The sequence below is a fragment of the Nitratireductor sp. J20-h4 genome (assembly GCF_056780505.1).
In genome coordinates this window covers 356,729-381,601 of sequence record NZ_CM165557.1, presented here as the reverse complement: position 1 = coordinate 381,601, position 24,873 = coordinate 356,729, and the positions used below count along the sequence as shown (strand labels likewise).

Below are 24,873 nucleotides of genomic sequence, written 5' to 3'. Positions count from 1 at the left end.
GCTCTGCTCGGGAGGAGCTTACTTCGTGCCGCCCCAAACCTCGGGGTAGCCGGCCATATCTTCGCAGCCGCATAGAGCATAATGCTGTGGAGGCATGTTGGCTTGGGTGTACTTGTCGAGCGTTTCGGCGGTGATTGTCGGCTGGGGCAGATACCAGATTGGGCCTGGAACTTTTTCTCCGCTGAGGATCTGGGTGGCCGCGATGATCGCCGTACGCCACTGGAAGGTAGGGTAGGTGGGAGCGATCGCCGTTAGGCCTTTCTCCTTCCACTTGGCGAGGAAGTCCTGTTGGTCCTCTCCCGTGAAGATCGGAATCTCGATACCAATGTCTTCGAACGCCTCGATCGCCGCCACCGAGGTTGCGCCAGCATCCATCCAAACAGCGTCAATCTCGCCGAAGCGCTGTAGATAGTCCTCGACGATAGACTTGGCGATAGCACGGTCGTCGCTGGTGAACTCGGAGCCGATGACCTTGATCTTGGGGTTGGCCGCGAAAATCCGCTCGGCCGCCGACCAACGCGTTTCGAGGACGTCCACGCCGGGCGAGATGCGAAGTGCAAGCACGTTGCCGCCTTCGGGCAGTTCATCGACGACGAAACGCGCTGCCTGAGCACCATAGGCATAGCCACCGATAGGCGTGATGAAGGTAACGGGACATTCAGTCGCCACGCCGCGCGAGAACACGATCACCGGCAGCTGAGCACAGGCACGCTCCACCGCGGGTGTCAATGCCGCCGTGGTGTTTGGCGTCACAAGCAGAATGTCACACCTCTTGCTGGCCAGGAGGTCGTCGATATCGGCGATCTGCTTGTCGTCCTTACCTTCGCCGTCTGTAACGATGAAATCCTTGATGTTCGAATGCAGCTTGATCTCTTCCTGCATGGTCTTGTAACCGACGACCTGCCAGGGGTTGAAGATGCCCGCGTTCGAGAAGCACACTGTCCACGGCCCGTCCTTCTTATATTTCGAAGTGTCGCGGAAATTGTCGGCCATAGATTGCAGCCAGGGCTTGTCTGCATCCCCGATCGGCGTCGCATCCAGCATGGCGATCTGGCGGTCATGTTCGGCTTGATCGAAGAACTTATTGTCCTGCGCGAGCGCCGACATAGCCATCGGCGCCGCGAAAGCGGCGGCGAGGACGCCCTTGAACGTGCTTTTCAGTGACATACCCTTCTCCTCCTTTTATTTGGCGGGATAATCCGCCGGTCGATTGCCAGAACGCGCTCTGGCTGCGCTCACTTTCTACGGGCGGAGTAAGCCACCGCGCAGATGATGATTAATCCTTGGACGACGTCCCGTATCGGCTTGGGAAAGCCCCAGATGTTTAGCAGCGTGAACAGAGCGTGCAGCGCCAGCGCGCCAGCTATGACTGGAACTACTGATCCTCGCCCGCCAAGGAGCACCGCGCCCCCAAGCACCGCAGCGGAGATGGCCTGCAGTTCGTAGCCATTACCCGCTGAGGTCGAGACGCCCGAAAAACCGCTGAGCAGGATTGCGGCGATCGCGGCGCTCAGGCCCGATAGCATGAAGGCCGCGATGCGAATGCCGGCAACGTTCACACCCGAAAGCCTGGCTGCGAGGGGGTTGGCACCAACCATGTAGAGCTGACGCCCGAAGCTGGTGCGATGCAGGATGAGCCATGCCGCCGTGCCAAAGACGATGACGACGAGCAGCGCGAGCGGAAAACCAAACATGCTGTCGCGTCCAAATGCGCGGAATGTGTCCGGCAGATTGCCCCGTGCCGAACCTCCAGACAGGTAGAAGCCGGCTCCACGCAGCATGAGCAGCATCCCCAGCGTCGCAATGATGGATGGCACCTTCCAAAACGACACGACGAGCCCATTGACGGCACCGGAAGCAAGACCGACCACAAGGCACAACGCGATGGCCGGATAGGCGAGTTCCGGGTTGCTGTTCAGGAGCAGGGCACAAACCAGGATCAGGAACGTCATTAACGACCCGACTGAAAGGTCGAACCCGCCGGAGATGATGACGAACAGCTGCCCGATCGCCAGCACGATCAGCGGGGACGAACGGCGCAACAACTGCATCATTGGGCCATAGTCGAGATAGATCGGGTTCGACAGCACCATAGCGACGACGATCGCCAGCAGGATGAAGTAGATCGGCTCGATCGAGCGCAGTTCGCGCAGGCGGCTGGGGAGCGTGTTTCTGGTTGAGATGATGCTCATCACGCGACCTCCTCGCGGGACCTGACCGAGTAGACGGCTACCGCAACGATGATGATCGCGCCGCGCAGCACCTGCTTGAGATAGGGGTCAATGCCGAGTTGGTTGAACAGGCTATCGATGAAGCCGAGGATCAAGACGCCAGCTAGGGTGCCGAACACACCGCCCCTGCCGCCGGTCAGGAGCGTTCCGCCAACGACAACGGCCGCGATCGATTCCAGGTCGTAGATTCCATCCGGGCCGACCCAAGGCGCGCCTGAGCCGAGACGGCTAGCCAGAAAGAGGCCCGCCGCCGCCGCCAGCAACCCGGCGATGACGTGCGCGCTGGTGATGACGTGCGCCGTGCGGATGCCGGCGAGGCGTGCAGCCTCCTGGTTGCCGCCCACAGCGTAGACGTGGGCTCCGAAGCGCGAGCGATGCAGCATGTAGCTAGCGACACCCACCAGCGAGAGCAGCAGGATAATCGGCGCGGGGATGCCGAACGGCTTACCATAGGCCAGCTGTTGGTATTCGGCCGGTACCGAACCCGCAAAGTTCTGGAAGGTCGTGCTGAGAACACCCTGAATGATCAGCCCTACGCCCAGAGTGGCAATAAGCGGATTGACCTTCAGCCGCGTCACCAACAATCCATTTACCAGCCCGATGGCCATGCCGAAAAGCAAGATCACCGGGACCGCGACTGCGATCATCGCCGGATTCCCTTGCATGATAAACGACGCAAGTACCGCTGCCAGGGAAATGACGAAGGCAACGGACAGGTCGATCGAGGCGACGAGAATGACAAAAGTCTGGCCGACCGCAACGATACCTAGGGTCACCGAGCGTTCCAGCATGTTGGAGAGAAACGCCCATGACATCCCGCCCGCACGGCTATAGACACTGAGCAATGGAACGGACGCAACCAGCATCATCGTAAACACCCAGAACACCGGCGGCACGGCCCGCACCATGCGGCGCCAGCGGATCCTCGGGGCCGGATGGGCAGTCGAACTATGCATAGGGTTTGCCTCCCGCCTCGAGGAGAATCTCCGACTCCGCCGTGTCGGGGGGAAACTCCGCGATGAGCGTGCCGTCTCGCATGACAAGCACGCGGTCGCTAATCCCGAGCACCTCAGGCAGTTCCGAAGACAGAACGAGAATTGCACGCCCCTCGTCGGCAAGCTTGCGCAGCAGTCCGTAGATCGCAGCCTTGGCGCCGACATCAACTCCACGCGTCGGCTCTGCAAGGATCAGAACTTGGGCATCAACAAGCAGCCATTTCGACAGCACCACCTTTTGTTGGTTGCCGCCGGAAAGGCTCGAAACAGGCGCTTTCGGATAGGCCGGAGCGAAGGCGACACGATCAAATACCGCTTGGGTCGCGACGGCTCCAGCCGGGTCGGGTCCACCAAGCCAGCCAGAGAGAACGCGCTTGGCAAGTAACAAATTTTCGCAGAGCGGCTGCTCCAGCGCCAACCCCTCACTTTTTCGGTCTTCCGGAACGAAACCGATGCCAGCGCGCATCGCGTGGCCAGCGCTGGTCAGAGCGAGCGGACAGCCATCGAGTGTGACCACACCTTCCCGGAAGCCAGGGCTGCCCCAAAGAGCGTAAGCGAGTTCGGATCGACCTGAACCCTTCAGACCAAAGACTCCCGTGACCTCGCCACCCCGCAGCTCGAGATTTATGTCCGAGAGGTTCTGGCCCGAGCCACCTACGATCTTCAGCACCGACCTGGCGGGTGACTGCGGCCCCCTCCTTGCCGGGTAATATTCATCAAGCCGCCGTCCGATCATTGCGGACACGAGCTGCTCCGGGTCGACATCGGCCGTTGGGACGGACAGCGCCTTGCGCCCATCTTTGATGACGGTGACCTCGTTACAAAGGTCGAAGATTTCCGCCATTCGGTGCGAGATGTAGATGATGACGAGGCCACTCGCACGTAGCTTTCGAATCAGCGAGAAAAGGATACGGCAGTCGTCTTCGGCAAGTGTGGCCGTCGGCTCGTCGAAGATCAGCACGCTGGCGTCAAAGGCAACCGACCGAGCGATTTCGATCATCTGCTGGCTTGCGATGCTCAGCCTGCCCACAGGAGCGTCTGGATCGAGGTCGATCTCCAGCTGCTTCAGGACCTCGGCTGTACGACGCCACATCGCGTCAATCTGAAGGCGCCCACCTTTGACAAGCTCCCGCCCAGCGAAGATGTTTTCCGCGATGGTCCGATGCGGGAACAGGTTTAGTTCCTGATGGACGATGCTGATCCCGTGCGCCTGCGCCTCGCGCGGATGGTTTATGAGGATCCGCTGCCCATCCAGTATGTATTCCCCGTTATCCGGCGAAACGGCCCCGGTTAAAACCTTCATCAGAGTCGACTTGCCGGCGCCGTTCTCACCGACAATGCCGTGAACGCAGCCGCGGAAGAAATCGACGCTGACGCTCGTCAACGCTTGGACTGCGCCGTAGGTCTTGCTGATATTGCGCAGCGAAAGCGTTGGCTTAACGCCAAGTAGCGTGCGAGATTCCACTATCCCCATTTGCGCTCCTCCACTCTTGGAAATAGCGTTCTTTTTTTATTATGTCAAATTGATATAATAAAATTCTGGCTGTCCGTGGTCAGAGGTTTTGGGACAACGGGCGATCTGATTTAGTGGAGGGTCTGGCCCATCAGGTGTCCGTCGTCAGGTGATTTGGAACACGAGCGCCTGATCTCGAACGGAGGGTCTGGCTCGTTGGGGTTTCAGTCTATGCCGCTGTCTGGCCTGCTGCCGGTTTCGTGGACAGTGCCTTGGGCTACCGGCCGCCGGCGCCAGTGACCTGCTCCCCTTGATGTACCCATTCATAGGCTAGCCCTGTTCACGTTGTGGTCCATTCTCGACCGGGTTGCAAACTCGTTCGGGGTGAGCCCGTCGAGGCTCGTGTGGGGTCGGTTCAGATTGTAGTCGATCCTCCATCTCTCGATGACCTCACGGGCATGGCGGTAGCTGCGGAACAGATGCTCGTTGAGGCATTCGTCCCTGAGCCGACCGTTGAAGCTTTCCACGAAGCCGTTATCCGGCATGTTGTTCTTGGTGCCAGCGTTTGTTCGGTCGCCAGGTCGGGTAGGCTTGGCGCATCCGGGCCACGGGGCACCGGGAGCACGCAAGTGCGGGCAGGCCGTCGTATGCAGATGAACTGAGAGTTCGAGCACGTTATCTGGCCGCCCCTACGACTCGCCCGGATGCGCTGCGAGCGCGGATCCGTATTTGTCGTGTTGCCCGCTGGCTCCCTGTCTGTGACCAACAATGGAGGGAACCATGCGCATTATAGGCATGGACATACACCGTGTGGCCGCCGAGGTCGTGTCGTTGCTTGACGGCGAGATCGTCAAACTCGGCCGCGTTCAAATGCTGCGCGACAAGCTTGAAGAGTTCGCCAGGAAGGAACTCACCCATGATGATCATGTGGTGATCGAGGCGACCGGCAATGCAGCGGGTCACGTCCGTCAAGCTGGTGTAATTTCTCGGATGGCCTGAGGGCATGATCAGGCGGCTTCGGTTGTGATGCTGAGAATGGGGTCGATCTCCTCGGTGTCGATTTGTGCGAAGGCCTCAACCATCATGTAGCGGCTGGCGGTCTGCCATTCGTCGTTCTGCTCGAACAGGACGGCGCCGATCAGGCGCAGAATGGACGGCTCGTTTGGGAAGATGCCGACGACGTCGGCGCGGCGCTTCACCTCCTTGTTCAGCCGCTCGATCGGGTTCGTGCTGTGAAGCTTCGTCCGGTGCTGTCGAGGGAAGGACATGTAGGCCAGCACGTCGTGCTCGCTGGCGTCCATCAGGTCGGAGAGCTTGGGCCAGCGCGGGCGCAGTTGCTCGGCGACCTTGCGCCAGGTCTCGCCGGCATGGGCGCGATCGGGCTGATCGAAGGCCTGCCGGATCGCCGCGGCCACGACGGTGTGCTGGCCGCGTGAGACATGGGCGAGCGCGTTTCGTATCCAGTGAACCCGGCACCTTTGCCAGGTTGCCTCAAAGACACGGGCGATGGCAGCCTTGAGGCCCGAGTGAGCGTCGCTGATGACCAGCCTGACGCCCCCCAGGCCACGGGCCTTCAACGAGCGCAGGAACTCGGTCCAGAAGGTCTCGGCCTCCGAAGGGCCGATGCCCAGACCGATGATCTCTCGGCGCCCTTCGGTGTTGGCCGCCACGGCGATTATGGCTGCAACCGGAACGATCCGGCCGCCCTGCCGCACCTTCAGATATGTGGCATCGAGCCAGAGATACGGCCATTCGCCGTTGAGCGGCCGGTTCAGGAACTCGCCGACGCGCTCGTCTATGTCCTTGCACAGCTTCGACACTGTGCTCTTGGAGATGCCTGACAGCCCCATGGCCTGCACCAACTCATCCACCCGCCGGGTCGAAACCCCGCCGATCCACGCTTCCTGAATGACGGCTACCAACGCCTGTTCCGACGTCTTCCTGGCTTCGAGAAAGCCGGGGAAATAGCTACCCTGCCGCAGCTTCGGCACCCGCAGGTTCAGCGTGCCCAGACGGGTATCGAGCGCGCGCTCTCGATACCCGTTTCGCCAGGTCGTGCGGTCGCCATTGCGCTCATGCCGTCCGGCGCCGATCAGGCCTTCGACATCGGTCTCCATGATCAGCTGGAGCACCGCCTCGGCGACGGCGCGCAGAAAGTCGCCCTGGTCGTGCTTTGCGAGAAGCTCGGAAAGGTCCATGTTCGTCTTGGTCATCGGGGTCTCCGTGTGGTCCGTGGTTGAAGTCGCCAAACTCCACCTCGACCATACACCTCGATGGCCACCCGGGATTACACCGATGACGGCGCTGAAATTACACCACGTGCTCGGACACTAACATGCAGCGGCCGTTGCTGAAGTACTGTCGCCCTACGTGGATCGGATCGTGATCGCCAATCCCAAGCAGGTGCACATGATCGCGCATGCGAAGGTGAAGACCGACACGATCGATGCCACTGTCCTTGCGAAGCTCTACGCCTCGGGCTTTCTGCCGGAGGTCTGGGTCCCAGACCCGGAGACGCTTGCGCTTCGAAGACAGGTCACCAGGCGGACGCAACTGGTTCGCCAGCGTTCGCGGCTGAAGAACCTGATCCAGTCGATACTCCACGCACATCTGATCCCGCCATGTCCGCATGGGAACCTCGTCGGGATCAGCGGGCGTAAATGGCTGACGAGGCAAATATTGCCTGCGGATGAGCGCGCCGCCATCGAACGCCACCTCGGCTTGATTAACCAGGTCAACGAGGCGTTGAAGGTGGTCGAGGCGGATATCGCCGTGCATGGCCTCCAGGATCCGACAATCCGCCGCCTAATGACGTTGCCCGGCCTCGACGTCACAGTGGCTGCGAGCGTCGCCGCGGCGATCGGCGACATTCGTCGCTTCAGCGATCCACAGAGGCTTGTCGCCTATCTTGGCCTCAATCCGAGCGTGCGGCAGTCCGGTGAAGGGCCGGCCTATCATGGACGCATAACGAAACAGGGCCGAGGTCACGCGCGGGGGATGTTGGTTGAGGCGGCATGGGCGGCTGCGCGCTCGCCGGGTCCTCTGCGTGCCTTCTACAAGCGGATCGCCTCGCGACGGGGTAAGCATATCGCGGCCGTCGCCACCGCGCGCAAGCTTGTGATGATCATCTGGCACATGCTGATCAAGGATGCCGACTACATCTGGGCCCGGCCGGCCTTGCTCGCCCGCAAGTTCAGATCGGTCGAGCTGCGTGCCGGCCTCCCTACGAGCCATGCCAAGCGCGGCACCGCCTTCGACTACAATATCCCGGCCAAGCGCGCAGAAGAACGATCCCGAGTCGAGAAGGCGGAAGCTGCCTATGCAGCAGCGACTTCCCGATGGCGGACTCGGCCGGGCAAGACGAAGGTTGTGGAAAAGGCGGCATCGTGAGCCGATAGGGCTATTCTACAACATCCGTCTGCATCGGCTTGCCAGGCGCGATGTAGTGCCATTCGACACTCCTGTCCTGCTGCCATTTGAGCATGGCATTCGAGGTCAGTTCCGTACCGTTGTCGGAGACGATCATGCAGGGAAAGCCGCGCCGTTCGGCGATCCGGTCGAGTTCGCGGGCAACCCGCTCGCCCGAGATCGAGTTATCAACGACGGTTGCCAGGCATTCCCGGCTGAAGTCGTCGATGACGCACAGGATGCGAAAGCGCCTGCCATCAATCAGGGTGTCGGAGACGAAGTCGAGGCTCCAGCGCTGGTTGGCGTCCTGCGGGATCGCCATCGGTCCCCGTGTGCCCAAGGCTCGCTTGCGGCCGCCGCGCTTTCGAACCGTCAGCCGCTCCTCCTTGTAGAGGCGATAGAGCTTCTTCCAGTTCACCGTCATGCCCTCCCGCCTCAAGAGCAGGTGCAGGCGGCGGTAGCCGAAGCGCCGGCGCTCCGCCGCCAGCTCGCGCAGCCGCTGGCGCAGGCCGACATCGTCCGGCCGCGATGAGCGATAGCGGTAGACGCGCGGCGCGATGCCCACCAGATCGCAGCCGCGGCGTTGGGAATATCCTCTCTCTTCAATGGCCCAGTTCACGGCATTCCTCCTCGAACCGGGCGTCAGAAGTTTTTTGCCAGCATCTCACGCAGCGTCGACACATCCATCATCGACTCCGCCAGAAGCTTCTTCAGGCGCGCATTCTCCTCCTCCAGCGCCTTCAGCCGCTTGGCCTCAGACACCTCCATGCCGCCATACTTCTTGCGCCAGGTGTAAAAGGTCGCGTCGGATATCCCGTGTTTGCGGCACAGCTCACCGGCCGTCATGCCAGCCTGATGCTCCTTCAGAATGCCGATGATCTGTTCTTCCGAAAACCTGGATCGCTTCATTGCCTGTCTCCTTCATTGAGGAACAGGCTAACCCAAAATCGGGAACATCTCAGGGGAGCAGGTCACGGGTCGAACGGCGGCCGACCGCCTTTGGAACCGTGGCCATAGCCGAGCCCCTCAACCAGCCAGCTACGGAAATACTCGAAATCCACCGTCGCTCTCACGATCGCTCGAACCAAGCGAATTCGAACAGTTCACTGACTGTCCAGTTCCGTCAAATACCCTATCTTGGTGTCCACGAAACCGGCAGCAGGCCACCTCGATGATCTGCAGCTTTTGTTCGGTCGTCTAGTGTCGGCGCCGTGCCTCGCCGGTGATCAGTTCGATCCGTCGATAATCGTCAGCCGTGCTTGAGGATAGCCTCAAGCCTCCCGCGGTCGAAATCGGGGGCCAGTTCACGTACCTCTTCGCGCATCACACACCAGATGTCGGCTAGTCGAATAGCATGCTCGGCAACCAAGTTGCGATCGGCGGGTACAGCATGACAACGAATAGAAGTAACCCCTTCAACATTACGAAGGGAGCGACTGATCGATAGATGTCGGCCATAGTTATATCTGGCGGTGCCACCGCCTTCAGGTAGAACAGCGCAAAACCGTAGGGCGGCGTCTGCACCGCGATGCTCATGTTGATGATCATGAGGATACCGAACCAGATCGGATCGTAGCCGAGCGCAACCGCTATAGGCGTGTAGAGCGGCGCACACACTATGACGATGATCATCTCGTCAATGATCATGCCGAGCAGAATCATCGAGAGCTGCATCATCAGGATAATGGCGATAGGCGGCAGGCCGGAATCGGCAGAAAAACGGTTGAGCAGGCGCCCCGCGCCCATCAGGAGGTGGAAATTGGAGAAGACGGCGGCACCGAGCACGATCCATGCCACGACCGATGCAAGCTGGCCCGCTTCGATGCTCGCACTGCGCAGGACGCCGATATTGAATCGTCCATAGAGGACCGCCACGAGCGTCGCGCCGACCGCTCCCAATGCGCCGGCCTCGGTCGGTGTTGCGAGGCCGCCAAGGATGGTGCCGAGCACCGCAAGGATCAGCAGGAAGGCCACGCCGCCGTCTCGCGCCGCAAGGGTTTTGTCGCGTCGCGTCGGCCGGAACTCGATCGCCGGGCCGGCATTCGGCTTCAGCCAGCACAGCACGACAACGTAAAGGGCAAAGAACAGCACGAGCAGCAGAGCCGGGAGCAGAGCCGCCGCAAACAGCTTGCCGATCGAGGTGCTCGTCGCCGCGCCGAAGATGATCATCGGAACACTCGGGGGTATCAGGATGCCGAGGCTTCCCGCGGCCATGACCACGCCGAGTGCCAGCCGTCGGTCGTAGCCGCGCGCCAGCATCGGCGGCATGGCGACGGAGCCGGCGGTCATAATACCGGCACCGATTATGCCGACCATAGCTCCGATCAGACTGCAGACACCGATGACACCCAGCGCGAGCCCGCCACGCAAACGGCCTGCCAGAACGTAGGCGGCCTGGAACATTGCCTCGCCCAGGCCCGAACGAACCAGCATCTGCCCCATGAACAGGAACAGCGGAATCGACAACAGGATGAAACTCGTCACGGAGTTGAGTGCGGTGGTCGGGATCAGCTTGTAGGCTTGGGGTCCCCAAGCGAAAGTGGCGATCGCCATCGAGACCGCTCCGAGGCCGAAACCTACGGGAATACCCATTGCGAAGACGAGGAGAACCGCACCGAAGAGCACAAGGGTGAGGAGTTCGACGCTCATCGGAAACCGCCTCCGTGCATCAGCACGTCTAGCGCCTTGATGACCTGGGACACCAGTTGCAGGAGCAGTAAGGCCGCCCCGAGAGGCGCAGCACCTAGAAACAGCACAAGCGGGGGCGCCCATTCGGTGGGACGGCGGCTCCCGGTTTGCCATGTGTCGAGTGCAGCGTAGCCCACCTGCCAGACCACGAGGCAGAGGAAGAACGTTACGAGCGGCGCACCGATCAGTTCGAGGATCGCCTGGCCGCGCGGGGATAGCCGATCCCTGAACAGGTCAACCCGGATGTGGGTCCCGCGCTTCATGGCGAATCCACCGCCGAGAAGACCGAGCCAAGCGTATAGCAAAAGGCCGCTGTCGTACGCCCAGATCGTGGGTGCGGCGAACAGATAGCGCGCCACGACCTCGAACGCGATCACGAGCACCATCGCAGGCATTAGCCAGCTCAGCGCGCGGCCGGTCCGCTCGCTCAGCTGATCAATGACCGCCGCGATGTTGCGCAGGCGCTTCATTCAGCGTCAGGCACCGATCTTGGCCAGGAAACTTTCCTGCGCCTCGATGAGCCGCTTCGATGCGGGATCGGCGGCGGCATATTCCTGCCAAACCTCCTCGGCGGCCTGCCGCCATTTCTGGCGGTCCTCCTCCGGCGGCGCTGCCGTGAATTCGGCGCCTCCCGCCTTCATCTGCTCAACCGCCTCACCCACCGCCATTATGGAAAGGCCGACATGTTCCCAGCAATGGTCGACCTGTGCCGCCAGCAGCGCAACCTGAAGGTCGGCCGGCAACGATTCCCAAGCCGCTTTATTGACGATGACGGGGCTGGTCTGGGCGCCCGAGAGGGGCAGCGGGTAGAGGTACTTGGCCTGCTCGAACCATTTGCCGTCACGGTAGTCGACGAGGTTGGAACTTGCACAGCCGTCGATCACGCCCGTGGCGAGACTGGTGTACACCTCGGCGAAGGCCATGGTGACCGGCGCCACGCCCAGGTGGCGCATGTGACTGCCATAGGCACCGGGCGCGCGCAGCTTCATGCCGGCGAGATCGTCGGGGGAATTGATCGGCTTCTTGGTCAGTAGGTACACACCCGGTTGCATGATGTCACCAATATGGACGAGTCCCTGGCTGCCGTAGGTCTCTTTCAGGATTTCACCCCAACCTCCCTTGGAGATCATCGTATAGATCTGATCGAAGCGTTCGGGACCGCCGGGCAGGCCGAGTTCCACCACGCCGGCCGGCAGTTCGCCGGCATGCAGCGCCATGTAGGGCGAGCCCATTTCGACCAGTCCGCTCTTGACCGCCGAAAAGACTTCGGTGGCACCGACCCCTTCGCCGTCATAGACGTTCTCAATCACAAGACGGCCCCCAGTCATTGCCTCGACCTTTTTGGTGAAGGCTTCGTATGCGATCCCAAAGGATACGCCGCGCGGATAGAGGTTTGCCATCCGCCAGCGGAACGTGTCTTGCGCGACGGCCGGCGCGGCCAATGCAACGGTGCCCGCTGCGGCGGCCGCGGCAGTAAACAATTCACGACGTTTCATGTTCATTTCCCATTCTCCGCTATTGTAGTCAGAATCCGACCTTGTCGCCGCCTTTCAGCCCCAGGATTTTGCGCGCCTCTGCGGGCGTGGCGATTTCCAACCCAAGTTCCTCAATGATCCGCCTTATCTTGGTCACTTGTTCGGCGTTTGACCGGGCGAGTTGGCCGCGTCCGATGTAGAGAGAGTCCTCAAGTCCCACCCGTACATTTCCCCCCAGCAATGCCGTCATCGTCAAGAATCCCATCTGGGCCTTCCCGATGCCGAAAGAAGACAGTCGGTAGTCCGACCCGAAGAGCCGGTCTGCCGTCTGCTTGAAGAACATTAGGTTGTCGAGTTCGGCGCCCATCCCCCCGGCGATGCCGAATACCCCCTGAATGAAGAATGGTGGCTCGACCAGGCCGCGGTCGACAAACTGCCTCAGGTTGTAGAGATGGCCCAGATCGTAGCATTCGAACTCGAAGCGGGTGCCATAGGCTTGGCCGACCTCCACCATAATGCGCTCGATCATGTCGAAGCTGTTGGGATAGATCGTGCTCCATGAGTTCTCCACGTAGGGCTTTTCCCAGTCGAACTTCCAATCCGTGTACTTGTGCGCGAGTTGGGCGACAGAGAAGTTCATGGAGCCCATATTAAGGCTAGTGACTTCAGGCCTCGCGCGGTGGGCTGGCGCCAGGCGTTCGTCCAGCGTCATGCCGAGCCCGCCGCCCGTCGTCAGGTTCAGCACGGCATCGGTCGATTGCTTGATGCGGGGCAGGAACTGCATAAACAGTTCCGGATCCTGCCTCGGTCTCCCGGTCTCGGGATCGCGCGCGTGCAGGTGGATAATTGCGGCGCCCGCCTCTGCTGCCTCGATTGCCGACGCGGCGATCTCCTGCGGCGTGATCGGTAGATGCGACGACATGGTTGGCGTGTGGATGCCGCCGGTTATCGCAGCGGTGATGATAACTTTTCCCGTCATGAAATCGACTCCTTGCCGCTGGAATTAAAGCTCATTCTTCAGTGACATGAGGCGCATGAGCGCCCGGTCGCGCCAGCGCATCCGCTCGCCGACCGCCGCGCGGGGGGTTTCCCTCCGCCTCCTGTCTTCGATCGTCTGCAAAGTATCGTTCTGCCAAGCGTCCGCGACGTGCAGGTCGCGTCCCATTGCTTGGTAGAGGTGACCGTAACGGGTGGCGTAGTCGAGGAATCCGTCGGGGGCGTTCAGGTCCATGGTCTCGAATGGTCCCATCAGGCTCCAGCGGAGCCCAAGGCTGTGTTTCATCACCGCGTCCACGTCCGCGGGATCCATCACGCCTCTTGCGACAAGCGCGACGGCTTCGTTCACCACCGCCGTCTGCAGTCGGTTCATGACAAACCCTTCAATCTCCTGGCGCACCACGACCGGCACCTGGCCGATTGATGCAAGCAGGCGGCAGGTCTCGCCTACAAAAGCATCGGCGTGCCACGGCGAGGGTGCGACCTCCACCACCGGCATGAGGTGTGGCGGATTTGCCGGATGGGCCACTATGCATCGGTCGCGCCCGCGGATCCCGGATAGGAACCGACTCCCGATGATCGTGCTGGAGGAGCTTGCGACCGGCACTCCTAGCGGCGCCTGTTTATCGAGAAGCTCGAACACGTCACGCTTCGCATCTACGTTCTCCGGGACGCTTTCCTGGACGTAGTCAGCGCCGTCCACGGCTTCCGAAAGTGTATCTGCGACGACTACTCGTGCGGCCGCAGCGACCGGATCGGCGACAAGTCCGACTGCCGCCATATCGTCAAGTGCCGTCTTGATCGAGGAGAGAGCCGAGGCGGCGACGGCAGGCACGTGGTCCCATATGCTGACGTCCCAGCCCGCCCGGGCAAATGCTGTTGCCCAGCCGCGACCAATCAGACCCGTACCGATGACGCCCGCACGCATGATCCCGCGTCCTTTCTGTTATCGCAGTTAAGCTCGAAATCCGCCGGCCGTCAATCTGATATCGCAGTATTGACGCGGTCTTCCTGTGGCCGAACTCCGCGTCGGCGAAGGTTTGCCAGGCTGAGTTCGCGGTTTCCCATGATGCCGCTCGGTCGCAACATGAGGACGGCGAGCATAATGATCGCCAGCGCGACCTCGCGCAGGCCCGGCACTGCCGGAACAGTCAACCCGGCGAGGGTGAACCCGCCGGCAACGGTGCGGAGCATTTCGCCGAGGAAGGCAATGACAATCGCACCGACCACCGCGCCCGAAAGGCTGTTCTGGCCGCCGATGACGAGCATTGCCAGTGTGAGAAAGGTTAATTCCAAATAGAACTGGCTGACGGAGAGTATGCCGATTGCATGTCCTTGCAGGACGCCGCTTGCCCCCACGACGGCCGCCGAAAGGATGAAAGCGGCGAGCCGCAGCCGACGAACTGCGATGCCCGAGGCGAGCGCGGCCACCTCGTCTTCGCGCGAGGCCCGAAGCATCAAGCCCGCCCGCGAACCGGCAAAGACGCTAGCCACCAGGAGCGAGGCAAGAACCACGGCCGTGGCGACTGGCAGGTTGACCAAAAGAGGCAACCCGATCAGCGAGGCCGTTCCCTTGGTCAGGCCGGTCGCGTGCGACATGGTGGTGTTTACGATAGCGAGGAACGCCAGAGTCGCGATGCTCGCGCCGATGCCCGCCAGCCGAACCACGGCGACGCCAAAGATGGCAGCCACGAAGGCAGCGAGCAGCATCCCCGTCGCCATCCCACCCCAGAACCCCAAGTCGGTCGAAAGCACGAAGGCAGGGAGGTCGGGCAAAAACACCTTCTTGGTCATCACGGGGATCGTAAACCAGGCCGCGGCGTAGGCCGCGATCCCCGCGAAGGCCGCATGTCCGAACGAAAGGATGCCGGTGTTCGAGACGAAGATTGAGAGACCGATCACGAACGCCAACTTGATCATCATGTCGATCGCGAAGCGCGCGCTCGCTGCAGACCCGAGATATCCGGGTAGCGTCGCCAGCAGGATCAGCCCTGCGAGCAGGAGGTATGTCTGCACCCGCGATCGCATCAGACGCGCTCGCGGGCGGACGCGGGTCGGAAGAGGCCCTGCGGCCTCAGGACGAGGACGAAGATGACCGCCAGGTACACGAACGCCTCGCGGAAGGGACGCAGGTCAGCCGGCAGCAGCACTTGCAAGAATACCGTGACCATGCCAACAGCCAGGCCACCGAGAACCGCGCCGGGGAGGCTGCCCATGCCGCCGACCACGGTCGCCACAAAGCCGATAAGGGCGAGGTGAAGCCCGAGGCGAGGTTCGACGACGCCCGTTTGGGCCACGTAAAGCACCGCCGCTGATGAGGCCAAGATGCCGCTCAGCCCGAAGGCCACCGCTATGACCCGGTTGGCGCGTATGCCCAGCAGCCGCGCCATCTGGAAGTCCGCGGCAGCCGCTCGCATCTCGATGCCGATTCGCGTTTTGCGCAGGAAGGCGCCCGTGGCAAGGAGCAGCAGGATAGTCACGCCGATCGTGACGACCTGGATCATGGGCACGCGCACGTCGCCGATCAGCAGCGGCCTGGAAAGCGAAGGCAGGATGTTCAATCCCATCGGGCGAGCTCCGAAGACTAGGACCAGAGTGTTCTGTAGCAGGTAGCTGAGCGCGAAACTGGTGATCAAAAGCGTAGAGGGATTGGCCCCCCGGACGGGGCGGAACGCCAGCCGCTCCGACAACAGCGCCAACAGAAGCGCGCCGCCCGCCGCGAGAAAGAGAGCTATGGGAAAACCCAGCCCGATCGCCAGCACGAGAATGTAGACTGTCACGGTGATAAACTCGGCATGGGCGAAGTTGATCAGCCGCATGATGCCGAATATCAGGCCTATGCCGAGCGCCGTCAGAGCGTAGATTGAGCCAATGCTCATGGCGTCAATCAGGGCCTGGATGACCCAGCTCATCAGGCGTGCCCTTCGCCGGAAAGGTAAGCGTTTTCCAACCGCGCGTCTCCGAGCAGATCGGCGGCCCTTCCCTCCAGACGCACCGCACCCCCGGAGAGCACGATCACGCGATCGGCCACGAAACCTATCCGAACTGGATTCTGCTCGACCAGCAGGATGCTAAGACCAGTAGCGCGCAATTCCCGAAGGACGTCATAGACGCGGTCGACCAGAAGCGGTGCAAGTCCGAGTGACGGCTCGTCGAGGATCAGGAGGCGGGGGCGCGAGAGCAACGCGCGAGCGATGGCAAGCTGCTGCTGCTCGCCGCCGGAGAGCCGGGTTGCCAAGCCGTTGCGGCGCTCGGCGAGGATCGGAAACATGGCGTGGATCTCTGCCAACGCCTTGCTTCGCGCCGCACGGTCTCCGAGCCTCCGCGACATCCCCAAAAGCAGGTTCTCGTGGACGGTCAATCCGTCGAAGATGCGGCGCCCCTCAGGCACCAGCGCAATACCCATCAGGGCGACATCCTCTGTCCGGAGGCCGCCGATTGGCCGCTGGTCAAGCCGCACGGTCCCTGCGGCTGCGGGCAGCGCACCGGCGATGGCGAGCGTAAGCGTGGTCTTGCCAGCGCCGTTCGGCCCCACGACCGCGAGCGTCTCCCCTTCTTCGAGCGAAAGTGACACGTCCCGCAGCGCCGGGACCGGACCGTAGCTTACCCAGATGCGGTCGAGCTCAAGCAGCGCCATGTGGCACCCCGCCGAGATAGGCCGCCCGGACGCTCGGATCGGCGCGCACCGCAGCCGGCGCCCCGCTCGCGATGACGCGGCCCACGTCCAGGACGACCAGCCGCTGACAGACAGACATGACGAGATCCATGTTGTGCTCGACCAGCAGCAGCCCGATTCCCCTGTCCTCGACAAGCTCCTCGAGTGCGACGCCCAGCTGTTCGGCCTCCTGCGGCGACATTCCCGCGGCAGGCTCGTCGAGGAGCAGAAAAGCCGGTTCCAGGGCTAGCGCGCGGGCGATCGCCAGTTTCCTCTGATCAGAATAGCTCAGGGTCGCGGCCTTCCTGTCGAAGTCACCTGTTAGCCCGACTGCAACGACGAGCTCCTCTATGGCAAATGCCGGACTCCCCACGACCGCGGCCACCGCGGCCACGTTCTCGGCGATGGTGAGTTCCCCGAACAGCCGCACGCCCTGGAATGTTCGAGCCACGCCCGCCCGCGCGACCGAGTAAGGGGGAAGTCTCAGCAAAGCCCGGTCGCCCAGCAAAACGTCGCCGGCCGTCGGCCGCTGGAAGCCCGACATTACGTTTATGAGCGTGCTCTTCCCGGCACCGTTGGCCCCGATCAGGCCGACGATTTCGCCGGGCCTGATCTCAAGGGAGACGTCGTGGAGTGCCAGCACGCCGCCAAATCGTACACCGATATTTTGGGCACGAAGCGTGATCACCTTCGCCGTCCGGTTCTCGTACCCCTTTCGCCTCAGAATGTGATCTCGGGGGTCTTTTCGGCGTCGAAAACGCCTAGCGAGGTCGCTTTCCCACCATCGATTTTGATAATCGTCATGGGCCGGCTGTTATTGATGTGCAGGTCGCTAGTGAAGAATGTCTTCCCGACCAGCAAATCCTCGCCGGAGAAAGCGTCGAGTTTTGCGCGAACGGCATCCGCTTCGAAAGAGCCTGCGCTTTCAACCGCCCGCGCCCAGGCTTCGATCACTCCATAGCCGGTGAGCGCGTGTCCCGTTACCGGCGGCTCTCCGTACGCCTTCGTGAATTTCGCCACAAAATCGTTGACACGGGAACTGGGGTCGTCGCCGTGAATACTCCCGTAGCTGAGGTTGTAGAATTCGCTCAAGTCCGGAACCGCCTCCAACCAGTATGTTCCGTCCATCGACTCGCCTGTAATCATGGGCAGGTCGATGCCAGCAGCGCGGATCTGGCGCACGTAGGAAGCGCCGTTGATCGCTCCGCAGAACATAATCAGGTCCGACTTCGCCTCAGCGTCCTTCATACGACTGACCTGCGCGGGGATGACGGTGTCGTTGCCGGCATTGTATTCGTCATACCCGGTAACACCGTCGCCGCCGGCAAGTTCGCGCCAGCGCTTCTCAAAGTTGGAACACAGCGACTTGTTGTATTCGACCTGGAGGTCGTTAAGGATGTAGACGTTCCGCTTGCCGAGCGTGTTCCAGGCGAGCTCTGCCAAGATGGCGCCCTGGTGGTTCGTGGCCGTGGCCATGGTATAGGCATTCGGGCCTATGCCCTGCACGCCGAACTTGGCGTCGGCGGCGCAGGACGAGAAGGCGATTTTGTTCTGCGACTGGGCGACGAGGGCGGCGGGTGCACCGAAATCGAAGTCGCAGGTGACCATGACGAGTTCGGCATTCTTGGATAAGACGTCCGTGGCCGCCGTTGCGCCCTGTGCAGGATCGGACGCGGTATCGGCTGATACCTCTACAATCTTGCGCCCGAGGAGCCCGCCCTTGGCATTGATATCTTCAATTGCGAGCTTGGCGGCCTTGTAAGGCCCGTCGTCATAAGGCGCGACAAAGCCGGACAGTGCAATCGCGAAGCCGACCGTCACGTCTTCCTGGGCGGCGGCCGTAAGTGGCGTCGTCGCGACAAGTGCAGTCAGAAAGAAGCGCGTTCCCGTTTTCATGTGATGGTTCCTCCTTCACCAGTTCCAGTCGTGCTCATGCCGCCGCGCGAAGCCGCGCGGTTTCTTCAGGTTCAATCGAACCGTCCATGCCCAGCGCCACGCCATAGACGGCGCGCGCACGTTCGGCCGTGATCCGCCCCAACCGCACATCGCGGGCGACCTTATCCGCCGGCCGGGACTTCGGGTTTCCGTAGCCGCCGCCGCCAGCTGATATGGACAGGACGAGTTGACCGTCCGCCACGTCAACTTGCGCGCAGGACGGCAAGGGTTCGCGACTCCCGTCCTCCTTAATCAGATATTGGTTGGCCGGGCCGCCTTTCCCGCCGCCACGCGTGCCCAGCGCGGCGTTGACGACCCCGTCGCTGACGTAGCCGACAGAGATGTCGCAACCGACGGGGCCGAATTCGACCGCTATCGACGGCGCCCCGACATGCTCGCCGGCGCCCTCCGTGTCCGGTAGCAGCCGGCGTGACGCGACATAGAGCGGCTGGCGCAACTCGTCGAGTTCGATCGAATCCAAGTTACACATGCCCGCGTTACCCACGTGGCCAATGGTCAACCAAGCGTCTGCGTCGGGGCTGCCGGCGCCGCCGGTCATTCCCAAGAACACCTGGTTGATGAAAGGTTTGCCGTCGCGTGGGTGGATGCCCGAAATCACCGCGACCGAAGGCGGAATGACGGCGCCGCATTCGGCCATTCCCTTGCTCTCCGCGATCTCCGCGATGGCGCACTGGACCGGGTTTGCGACACGGTCTGCCACGTTAGTGGTAGCCACCGAGCAGGAGGTCGGATGGCGGGGCACCCCAACGACGCAATTCTCCCTGAGCTTCAGGTCAATGCGTCGGAAACTGCCGGCGTTCTTCGGCACGGAATGATCGATTGAATTGAAGATGCCAACCATGGCGGCTGTGCGCGTGCAGGCCTCCGAAAGGTTGAGGCCGCAAGGAAGGCAATCCATGTTCTCGGTGAGATCGACGGAGATTCGCGCGGCTTCGGCGTCGACCCCGACATGTACCGTGACCGGGATGCCGTCGTCCGGCGTGCCGGGGAACGGATCGTGCCTGCTTACACGGCTCGCGCGACCACTGGGCAGGGCGCACAGCGCGTCGATCATGCGCTTTTCGGAATAGTCGAGCCATTCCCGGCTGAAAGCCTCGAGCGCATCCCATCCGACTTCAGCCGCCATTGCCCTAATTTCCTGTTCTCCGATCCTCGCAGCCCCAAGCGCCGCAAGGAAATCTCCCCACCACTGATCCGGGACGCGGATGCGCATGCGGCACATGCGAACAAAATCCTGGTTGGTCCGATAGTTCTCCTGCACCCGCACCGACGGGAAGATAAGCGCGCCTTCCTCGTAAACGTCGCGTGCCGCACCGTGATAGGTAGTGGGAATTGAATTGCCGATGTCGGCCTGATGAGCCTTCGCCAGCACCGTGAACCGGTGTCGTCCCGCGTCGTCGACGATCGGCACCAGAATCGTGTGATCGGCCGCGTGGCTGCAGCCGTGGTAAGGCGAATTGTTGATGAAAGCGTCGCCCGCTTTGAGATCGGGGCAGTATTCCTTCATGAACTTAGCCATGATGTCTGGTCCGGAGAGCACGTGGATGGGCAGGCCCTCGTTGGCGACCAGAAGCTGCGCGTCGGCAGTCACGATGCAACAGGAAAAGTCGCGCGCGATATTGAGCACACCCGAACGTCCGGTCCTGAGCAGCGTGTTCGCCATCTTGCGGGCGACGCCTTCAAAGCGATTGTTCAACAGTGCGAGTGTCACGAGATCCATGGCCGTTTCCTCACTGCTGGCCGACGTCAATGACTAGACTGCCGGACGGTCGCCTCTCGGCGCTCGCGCCCGGGTCTACGATGACCGTGGTGTAGTCGTTCTCCACGATGGCCGGACCGTTGATCCGTTCCCCCGCCTTCAATGTCTCGAAGCGATAAACGGTGGTCTCCGCCCACCCGACGCCCGCAAACCAGGCGTTGCGGACCCACTTTTCCTTGATGCCGGCGGGCGAAGCGAGACGCAGCTCCTTCCTTTCGGATAGCCGGCACGTCACCGACGCCGTCCAGCCGACCACCTCGATGAGGGACCCTTCGTCGCGGAACGAGAAAAGCATTTCGTGCGTACGGTGGAAATCCTCGACGAACTCCAACAGCGCGTCGGCGTCGGCGATCACGCCGCCGCGCAGTGGTACCTCGATCTCCCAGACTTCGGTCGCGTAGCGCGCGTCGGCCTTGAACGAAATCGTGGTCTCCATTGCGCCGGCCCCCGGTCCGGCAGCAAATGCCTTCGCCCTTCGCGCCAGCGCGGCCAGCGTGGCGTTCACCGCCTCGTGGTCGAAACTGTCGGAATGAGCAACCAGCGCGGCATGGTACTCCGCCTTCAGTTCCGACATCAGCGCACCGGCGGCAGAAAGGGCTGGACCGGTTTCGGGGATTATCAGCGTCCGGCAGCCGAGGCGCCGTGCGATCCGGACGGAGTTGAGGCCGGCCGCGCCGCCGCCGCCGATGAGTACCGCCTCGCGCGGGTCGATGCCCTGTTTGACGGTGATGTCCAGAATGGCCTGCACCATGTTTTCGGTTGCGATGGTCAGGACCGCATCAGCGGCCTCGGCGACCGGGAGTTGCCCGGGCATTGCAACGTCCCGCTCGACGGCCCGGCGCGCCGCCTCCGCGTCGAGTGTCATCGCGCCGCCAAGGAAATATGCTGGATCAATGTGACCGAGAGCAACGGCGGCATCGGTCACCGTGGCATGTGTGCCGCCGCGGCCGTAGGATGCGGGACCTGGGACCGCACCGGCGCTCGCGGGGCCAACCCGCAGCAGGCCGCCGCCGTCAATCGAGGCGATCGATCCGCCGCCAGCTCCTACGCTCTTGACGTCCACCCAAGGGAATCCGAGCATGATCCCGCGATATCGCGGTCCGATCCATGTCTCGCGTGTGGTCGGGATGTTACCCTTGCGCACGATCGACACATCGTAAGTTGTGCCGCCGGTATCCGCTATGATCGTGTCCGCGGCCGAACTGTCGATCGCTGCATAGTAGCGACCGGCGATAGGTGCCATCGACGGGCCAGAGTTCACGATATGGATCGGCGCCTGCGCAGCGTCCGCGGCATCGATGACGCCTGCCTGAGAAGTGACGATGAGCACTCGGCCGCCGAAGCCGGCGTCGCGCAGCCGCCGCTCCAGATCACTCATATAGCGTGCGATCATCGGCTTGAGCGCTGCATCAACCGCAGCGGACGATGCCCGCCGAAACTCGCGGATGGCCGGGTTGAGCCTGTGCGAGAGCGTAAAGGGGATGCCGGGAAGGTGTTTTTCGAGAAGCTCGCCGATCCTAAGTTCGTGCGCGGGATTGACGATCGACCATAGGAGGCATACGGCGACCGCCTCCACCGACTTTTCTTTCAGTTGTTCGATCTGCGACAGCACTGCCTGTTCGTCCAGTCCATGACGGACAGAACCATCGGCCATCACCCGCTCGGGAATCTCAAAAGTCAGACTGCGGGGAATATAAGGTTCGGGGAACTCATGCGTGAAATTGAACGTTTCTGCGCGACCGCCTTCCCGCAGAACCAGAATGTCGCCATGTCCCAACGTCGTGAGCAGGGCGGTGCGGGCCGTCCTGCCCGTGATAATGGCATTAATGGCATGTGTCGTGCCGTGCAGCAGTGTGCTACCGCCGGCAAGGAAGTCTGGGAGTGACCGGCCAGCGGCGTCCGCTGCCACGGTAAGCGCATCGAGCATCCCGGCGACTGGATCGTGTGGCGTCGTAGCTGCCTTGTAGAGTCGGCAGATGCCGCTATCGTCCTCGACGACGAGGTCCGTGAACGTGCCTCCCGTATCAACCGCAAACCGCATGTCGCCCCCGTTGCCCGATGTCTCGTCAGTCTTACCCGCCAAGCGCCGCCCAACGCGGAGCGCGCCGGGACACTGCCTCGACCAGCGCGTCGCATTCCGCGTCCCCTATCGGCAGGCTTAACGCCATCAGCCCTCGGCGGGCGATGTAGAACCCGTCTTCAAGCAGATCGAAGAAGAAGAGATCGCGCATTCGCTGGTCGGCCGCAGCAAGGTCGGCCGGCTGCCTCGGCTCGGTTTCCACCGGGTGGATGTTCATGAGCGAGCCTATCCCCGAGACGACTATGCCGGCCCCAGCCTCGGACATCACGGCGTTGATCCGCCGCCGCAGCAAATCGCCGCGCTCATTGAGCTCGCGGGCGGCGGCGGGCGTAAAGCGCCCCGTAAGTCCGGCGAGGCCTGCGGCCATGGTGAGGGCGTTGTTGTTGAACGTGCCGGCATGCGGCAGGGAGCCGGCCTTCGAAGGGTCGAAATGGGACATTACGTCGGCTCGGCCACCAAAGGCACCGAAAGACATGCCCCCGCCTATGTACTTGCCGAGAGTGGTGAGATCCGGCCTTATCTCCAATTCCCACTGCAATCCGCCTGGGCTCAACCTGGACGTCATCACTTCGTCAAAGAGGAGGAGTGCACCTGCGGCCTTGGTCTCCTCGCGTAACATCCGCAGAAAGGCGGGATCGCCTGGAATGCAGCCGCCGGCGCCCATCATCGGTTCGACGATCACGCAAGCGAGGTCGGTACCCGTATCGCGGATAGCCTCCCGGGTCGCTTCGATCTCGTTGAAACGGGAGAACACGTAGTCGTGCGGCAAGTTGACGGGAACCTCGGAGGCGGGAAACGTCAACGTGCCACCATGATAGGCGCCTTCGAACACCATCACCTTGCCGCGCCCGGTTGCGTGTTTGGCGAGCGCGAGTGCAAGCATGTTCGCCTCGGTGCCCGAATTCGTGAAGCGCAGCAGTTCCATCGACGGGTACCGCTCCTTGATTGCCTCCGCGAACGCTGCTTCCTGCCGCCCATGGCTTCCGAGGTTTATGCCGTTGGCGACCGCCTTGCCGATGGCCTCCGCGATCAATGGATCGGAATGGCCGTAGAGACCCGCGGTGAACTCGCCGAGGAAATCGACATAGGTATGGCCGTCTGCATCCTCCAGGCGACAGCCGGAGCCTGAGACCATCACCAGCGGGAACGGATCGTAATAAAGTACCGTGCGCGTGTTGCCGCCGGGCATCACTCGCCGAGCGCGTTCGTGAAGAGCTTGGCTCTCGGGATTGGCCGCGCTATAGGCATTGGCTGCGCCGGCGAGCACGGCTGGCAAACCGTTGTGACCCTGCATCGTCATTGCGCCAACCCCCTACTCGCAACCATCCACCGGGCGTGACCCATCTTCATTCTTCCCATTCGACGTTCCCGTCGACGCCGATCATCTGTCCCGAGATGCGGACGCCGGCGGCCGAAGCAAGGAAGACGATCATCGCGGCGATATCGTCCGGTTCCACCATTGTGCGCAGCGAGACGTAGCGAAGAAGCTGCTTTTCGTAGTCGATACGGTCGATCCCGAGTGCGGACGCCTTGGCGTCGATCACGCGATTGATGCGGTCACCACGAATGGCTCCAGGAAGGATGGCATTGACCCTGATACCGTGCGGTCCCAGTTCACGCGCGAGGTTCTTCGTCATGCTCAATACCGCGCCCTTGGTCACCACGTATGGCAGCCTCATGGGAAGACCGACCCGGGCACTTCCGGAGGAAATGTTGAGGATGAGGCCGCTACGTCGCAGCTTCATGCCGGGTATTACGGCGCGGGTGAAAAGGAAGTGGCTCGTCAGGTTGACTCGGATCGATTCGTTCCAGTCCTGGAGCGTGATGTCCTCGGCATTTGCGGTCGGCCCGGCAATGCCGACATTGTTGACGAGGAGATCCACGCGACCGCCTGCGCCGCGAACAATATGCTCTATAGCGCTCTCATCTCCTGCGTCGGCGTGGATGACGTGGATTGTGGGATTGCGCGAGGTCAGAGCGGTCAGACCTTTCGCATCCACATCGCATGCGAAAACCCGCGCGCCTGCTCGGGCGAGCGTGTCGGCGATGACCGAACCCGCACCTCCGCCGGCAGCCGTTACCACCGCAATCTGATCCTGGAGCAGCGATTCAGCCACTTGTTCGACGCTTTCCCATCCCATATCAATCTGATATAGCAAAAACAGAAAAGCAGCTTG

General features: G+C 62.1%; 19 protein-coding genes and 4 pseudogenes. 2 read left to right on the top strand and 21 right to left on the bottom strand.

Going from position 1 to position 24,873, the window contains the following annotated elements; translation table 11 throughout:
• Positions 1-18: 18 nt before the first annotated feature.
• The 5 genes and pseudogenes from ACT2B0_RS01885 to ACT2B0_RS01865 all read right to left on the bottom strand — a co-directional run.
• Positions 19-1,167, bottom strand: a complete 1,149-nt coding sequence (locus ACT2B0_RS01885) for a substrate-binding domain-containing protein (RefSeq protein WP_245414236.1) — start codon at positions 1,165-1,167, stop codon at positions 19-21.
• Positions 1,168-1,235: 68 nt separating this feature from the next.
• The gene (locus ACT2B0_RS01880; RefSeq protein WP_473460841.1) at positions 1,236-2,192 is read right to left on the bottom strand and encodes an ABC transporter permease; all 957 of its coding nucleotides are present in this window, start codon (positions 2,190-2,192) and stop codon (positions 1,236-1,238) included.
• Positions 2,192-3,139 (bottom strand): ABC transporter permease, encoded by a 948-nt coding sequence (locus ACT2B0_RS01875; RefSeq protein ID WP_481658442.1) that lies wholly within the window; start codon positions 3,137-3,139, stop codon positions 2,192-2,194. Before ACT2B0_RS01875 ends, ACT2B0_RS01880 begins: the two co-directional genes overlap by 1 nt.
• 40 nt (positions 3,140-3,179) lie before the next feature.
• Positions 3,180-4,700 carry a sugar ABC transporter ATP-binding protein gene (locus ACT2B0_RS01870; protein WP_473460837.1) on the bottom strand — a complete coding sequence of 507 codons (1,521 nt, stop codon included), beginning with the start codon at positions 4,698-4,700 and terminating at the stop codon, positions 3,180-3,182.
• A gap of 302 nt (positions 4,701-5,002) precedes the next feature.
• Positions 5,003-5,215 (bottom strand): annotated as a pseudogene (locus tag ACT2B0_RS01865) (integrase core domain-containing protein); the annotation flags it as partial.
• Positions 5,216-5,459: 244 nt separating this feature from the next.
• Between ACT2B0_RS01865 and ACT2B0_RS01860 the strand changes: the two are divergent.
• Positions 5,460-5,636, top strand: a pseudogene (locus tag ACT2B0_RS01860) (IS110 family RNA-guided transposase); the annotation flags it as partial.
• 50 nt (positions 5,637-5,686) lie between these two features.
• Here ACT2B0_RS01860 and ACT2B0_RS01855 read toward each other — a convergent pair.
• A complete protein-coding gene (locus tag ACT2B0_RS01855; protein ID WP_348345084.1) occupies positions 5,687-6,892 on the bottom strand; it encodes an IS256 family transposase in 1,206 nt (401 codons plus the stop codon).
• Between the two features lie 121 nt (positions 6,893-7,013).
• On the opposite strand from ACT2B0_RS01855, the pseudogene ACT2B0_RS01850 reads away from it, so the two are divergent.
• Positions 7,014-8,069: pseudogene (locus ACT2B0_RS01850) on the top strand (IS110 family RNA-guided transposase); the annotation flags it as partial.
• Between the two features lie 13 nt (positions 8,070-8,082).
• Here ACT2B0_RS01850 and ACT2B0_RS01845 read toward each other — a convergent pair.
• The 15 genes and pseudogenes from ACT2B0_RS01845 to ACT2B0_RS01775 all read right to left on the bottom strand — a co-directional run.
• Positions 8,083-8,996, bottom strand: a pseudogene (locus tag ACT2B0_RS01845) (IS3 family transposase); the annotation flags it as partial.
• Between the two features lie 432 nt (positions 8,997-9,428).
• Positions 9,429-10,736: a TRAP transporter large permease gene (locus tag ACT2B0_RS01840; RefSeq protein ID WP_473460835.1), complete on the bottom strand. Its 1,308-nt coding sequence runs from the start codon at positions 10,734-10,736 to the stop codon at positions 9,429-9,431.
• Complete coding sequence (locus tag ACT2B0_RS01835) at positions 10,733-11,245, bottom strand: TRAP transporter small permease subunit (RefSeq protein WP_473460833.1); 513 nt, start codon at positions 11,243-11,245, stop codon at positions 10,733-10,735. Before ACT2B0_RS01835 ends, ACT2B0_RS01840 begins: the two co-directional genes overlap by 4 nt.
• A 6-nt stretch (positions 11,246-11,251) precedes the next feature.
• Entirely contained in the window at positions 11,252-12,277 is a 1,026-nt protein-coding gene (gene dctP / locus ACT2B0_RS01830) for a TRAP transporter substrate-binding protein DctP (RefSeq protein WP_481658441.1), read from the bottom strand.
• Positions 12,278-12,299: 22 nt separating this feature from the next.
• Positions 12,300-13,229: a 3,5-dioxohexanoate:acetyl-CoA acetone transferase gene (gene kce, locus ACT2B0_RS01825; RefSeq protein ID WP_473460830.1), complete on the bottom strand. Its 930-nt coding sequence runs from the start codon at positions 13,227-13,229 to the stop codon at positions 12,300-12,302.
• 24 nt (positions 13,230-13,253) lie between these two features.
• Positions 13,254-14,174, bottom strand: a complete 921-nt coding sequence (locus ACT2B0_RS01820; RefSeq protein WP_473460828.1) for a 3-hydroxyacyl-CoA dehydrogenase — start codon at positions 14,172-14,174, stop codon at positions 13,254-13,256.
• A gap of 50 nt (positions 14,175-14,224) precedes the next feature.
• A complete protein-coding gene (locus tag ACT2B0_RS01815) occupies positions 14,225-15,262 on the bottom strand; it encodes a branched-chain amino acid ABC transporter permease (RefSeq protein WP_473460826.1) in 1,038 nt (345 codons plus the stop codon).
• An 11-nt stretch (positions 15,263-15,273) separates the two neighbouring features.
• Positions 15,274-16,158, bottom strand: coding sequence for a branched-chain amino acid ABC transporter permease (locus tag ACT2B0_RS01810; RefSeq protein ID WP_473460824.1), 885 nt, complete (start codon positions 16,156-16,158; stop codon positions 15,274-15,276).
• Positions 16,158-16,883 (bottom strand): ABC transporter ATP-binding protein, encoded by a 726-nt coding sequence (locus tag ACT2B0_RS01805; RefSeq protein WP_473460822.1) that lies wholly within the window; start codon positions 16,881-16,883, stop codon positions 16,158-16,160. Before ACT2B0_RS01805 ends, ACT2B0_RS01810 begins: the two co-directional genes overlap by 1 nt.
• Positions 16,870-17,589 carry an ABC transporter ATP-binding protein gene (locus ACT2B0_RS01800; RefSeq protein ID WP_473460820.1) on the bottom strand — a complete coding sequence of 240 codons (720 nt, stop codon included), beginning with the start codon at positions 17,587-17,589 and terminating at the stop codon, positions 16,870-16,872. The genes ACT2B0_RS01805 and ACT2B0_RS01800 overlap by 14 nt, the downstream gene beginning before the upstream one ends.
• Positions 17,590-17,621: 32 nt before the next feature.
• Entirely contained in the window at positions 17,622-18,797 is a 1,176-nt protein-coding gene (locus ACT2B0_RS01795; RefSeq protein WP_473460819.1) for an ABC transporter substrate-binding protein, read from the bottom strand.
• A 34-nt stretch (positions 18,798-18,831) separates the two neighbouring features.
• The gene (locus ACT2B0_RS01790) at positions 18,832-20,577 is read right to left on the bottom strand and encodes a hydantoinase B/oxoprolinase family protein (RefSeq protein ID WP_473460817.1); all 1,746 of its coding nucleotides are present in this window, start codon (positions 20,575-20,577) and stop codon (positions 18,832-18,834) included.
• A gap of 10 nt (positions 20,578-20,587) precedes the next feature.
• Complete coding sequence (locus ACT2B0_RS01785) at positions 20,588-22,657, bottom strand: hydantoinase/oxoprolinase family protein (RefSeq protein ID WP_473460816.1); 2,070 nt, start codon at positions 22,655-22,657, stop codon at positions 20,588-20,590.
• A 31-nt stretch (positions 22,658-22,688) separates the two neighbouring features.
• The gene (locus tag ACT2B0_RS01780; RefSeq protein ID WP_473460814.1) at positions 22,689-23,996 is read right to left on the bottom strand and encodes an aspartate aminotransferase family protein; all 1,308 of its coding nucleotides are present in this window, start codon (positions 23,994-23,996) and stop codon (positions 22,689-22,691) included.
• Between the two features lie 46 nt (positions 23,997-24,042).
• Positions 24,043-24,813, bottom strand: a complete 771-nt coding sequence (locus ACT2B0_RS01775; protein WP_473460813.1) for an SDR family oxidoreductase — start codon at positions 24,811-24,813, stop codon at positions 24,043-24,045.
• Between the last annotated feature and the right edge of the window lie 60 nt (positions 24,814-24,873).